The organism is Mesorhizobium sp. M7A.F.Ca.CA.003.01.2.1 (genome assembly GCF_003998945.1).
Lineage (GTDB): Bacteria > Pseudomonadota > Alphaproteobacteria > Rhizobiales > Rhizobiaceae > Mesorhizobium > Mesorhizobium ciceri.
Window position 1 is genome coordinate 1 of sequence record NZ_RZRA01000715.1, and the last position, 3,030, is coordinate 3,030.

Here is a 3,030-nt window from a genome sequence, read left to right on the forward strand (position 1 = left end):
ACTGCGGACCGAGCAGGTCGAAGGTGTAACACATATGCAGCTTGTCGCCGCCTGAAGTGTAGGCCGCGAGCGTCTGCAGCGAGCGGCCTTCATCGCCGATCTCGCCGACGGCGGCGCGGTCGTCATATTCGTCGAGCAGCGCCCTGAAGCGGCGCAGGAACGCCAGGTTTTCCGGCTGCGTCTTGTCGAACAGGTGCTCCTGGTAAAGGTAGGTGTTGGTCTCGCTGTTGGTGCCGGCGACGCTTGATGCCAAGGGTGGATTGCTGCGCAACCAGCGGTCGTGGACATAGTAATTGACCGTATCGAGCCGAAAACCGTCGACGCCGCGCTCCAGCCAGAAGCGCACAGTTTCCAGAAGCGCGTCCTGAACCTCCGGATTGTGGAAATTCAGATCGGGCTGCGAGGGGAGGAAATTGTGCATGTAATACTGCCGGCGGGTAGAATCCCATTCCCAGGCCGGGCCACCGAAGACGGAGAGCCAGTTGTTTGGCGCGCTGCCATCTGGCTTGGTATCGGCCCAGACATACCAGTCGGCTTTGGGGTTATCGCGGCTGGCGCGGCTTTCGACAAACCAGTCGTGCTTGTCGGATGAATGCGACAGCACCTGGTCGATGATGATCTTCAGGCCGAGACGATGCGCCTCGGCGACCAGCGCATCGAAATCCTCGAGCGTGCCGAACATCGGATCGACATCGCAGTAGTCCGACACGTCGTAGCCCATATCGGCCATCGGCGACTTGAAGAAAGGCGACAGCCAGATGGCGCCGACACCGAGCGAGGCGACATGGGCGAGCCTCGATGTGATACCGGCGAGATCGCCGCTGCCATCGCCGGTCGTGTCCTGGAAGGAGCGCGGATAGATCTGGTAGATGGCGCAACCGCGCCACCATCCCTTCTTGTCACTCGCCGCCATTGCGCTTCTCCCTTGTGCCGGCCTGCGCTCGTTCGATCATGAAGATCATCGTCCGCCCGGATATTGGCCGCGAGATATCCGCCGCATCCGGCGCTTCGATAGCTGGGGCCCAGAAGAATCCGTCTCGTTCAGGCAAGGTGAACATGCAGGCCCGGCGATCGCCGTTGACAAGCACCGCAAGACGGCGGTCGTCATCGCTGGCGCCACTCAGGACCATGACAAGACGGTGCCGCTGCGGATCCTGCCAGCTCTGTTCATCGAGCGGCGCGCCCGTCTCAGCAAGCCATGCGACGTCCGGTATCTCCGAACCTGCCGGCGGCTGGCCAGTGAGGAAGCTTGTGTCGGAAAGCGCCGGCATCGATCGGCGCAGCCTCGAGAGTTCCGCCGTGTAGCGCTCCAGCGCCTGGTCGCGGCCGGCCCAGTCGAGCCAGGTGATCTCGTTGTCCTGGGCATAGGCGTTGTTGTTGCCTTGCTGGGTGCGGCCGAATTCGTCGCCCGCGGTCAGCATGATGGTGCCGCGCGAGGCAAACAGCGCGGCGAGCAGAGCGCGCTGGTCGTTCTGGCGAGCCGCTGCCACGGCCGGGTTGTCCGCATCACCTTCCACGCCGTTGTTCCAGGACAGGTTTTCATTGTGGCCGTCGCGGTTCTGCTCGCCATTGGCTTCGTTGTGCTTGCGCTCGTAGCGCACGATGTCGGCGAGCGTCATGCCGTCATGGGCGGCGATGAAATTGACACTGCGGCTGGCGCCTTGCCCGTTCGCGGCAAACACATCTGACGAACCGGCGAGCCGGGTCGCCAGGGCGCCGACCATGCCGGCGTCGCCACGCCAGAACCGTCTTACATCGTCGCGATACTTGTCGTTCCATTCGAGGAAGGGCGCTGGAAAATTGCCGAGCTGATAGCCGTCGGGGCCGATGTCCCACGGCTCGGCGATCAACACGCGATCGGCCAGCAGTGCGTCATCGCGCATCGCTCTCAGCAGCGGCGCCTCGGCATCGAATGTGCCCTCGACCCGCCCCAGAATGGGAGCGAGGTCGAAGCGGAAGCCATCGACACCGGCATCCCTGACGAAATGGCGAAGCGTGTCGAGGACCATCTCCTGGACCACAGGATGGTCGCAAGCGACTGTGTTGCCGGTACCGGTGTCGTTGGCCAGCCTGCCATCAGGTGTGTGCCGGTAGTAGGCCTGGTTGTCGAAGCCGCGCAGCGACAGCGTGGGACCAAGCCTGTCGCTCTCGCCGGTGTGGTTGAAGACGAGGTCGAGGATGACGCCGATACCAGCCTGGCGCAGCACAGCGACCGTGTTTCGCAGTTCCATGATGCCGCCCGGCGCAAGGCGCGGATCGAGGGCCATGAACGTCACGGGATTGTAGCCCCAGGCGTTGCGCAGCCCGAGCGGCGGCAGATGCCGTTCGTCGATCGACGCGGTCACCGGGATCAATTCGACCGCGCCAACGCCGAGTTTTTTCAGGTGCTCGACGATCGCCGGTTGAGCAAGTGCGGCGACTGTTCCGCGCAATTTTTCGGGAACGTCCGAATGCAGCATGGTGAAGGCGCGCACCGGAATTTCGTAGACCAGGCCGCCGGCGCGGAAGAGCGGCGGCGCAGCCTGCACAGGCTTCGGTAGCGCAGCCGCGATCGCCTTCGGCATCAGCGACGCGGTATCGCCCCCCTCGCCCCGGCGATCGGCCAGCCGCCAGTCATAGGCATAAGGCCTGTCAATCTCGACGGCGTAGGGATCGGTCAGCAATTTGTCGGGGTCGAACCACAGTCCATGCTCCGGCGCATAGTCCCCGTCGGCGCGGAAACCGTAGCGGGTTCCGGAGCCAAGACCTGCAACGAACAGCGCGTGGACGCCCTCGCCTTCCCGCTGCAGTTCGAGCCGTTCGATTTCCCGCATGCCCTGCTCGTCGAAGATCGAGACCCAAAGCCGACGGGCGGCCTGCGACCAGGCGGCAAAGCGGATGCCTTCGCGGGTGACTGTGGCGCCGAGCTGGGTCATGCCCGCGCCTCACCTTCTCCCCTCGCGGGAGAAGGTGGATCGGCGCGCAGCGCCGAGACGGATGAGGGGTGTTGAAAGGAACGCGGCGTTAGTGATCTGGACATCGGTTTGCGCC

General features: G+C 64.1%; 2 protein-coding genes. Both read right to left on the reverse strand.

What is annotated here, in order from left to right; translation table 11 throughout:
- The coding region (locus EN969_RS24230; RefSeq protein WP_245467482.1) for an alpha-amylase family glycosyl hydrolase at positions 1–913 on the reverse strand (913 nt) is incomplete at its 3' end.
- Positions 900–2,915 carry a glycogen debranching protein GlgX gene (gene glgX, locus EN969_RS24235; RefSeq protein ID WP_013532696.1) on the reverse strand — a complete coding sequence of 672 codons (2,016 nt, stop codon included), beginning with the start codon at positions 2,913–2,915 and terminating at the stop codon, positions 900–902. The genes glgX and EN969_RS24230, both read right to left, overlap by 14 nt.
- Positions 2,916–3,030: the final 115 nt, after the last annotated feature.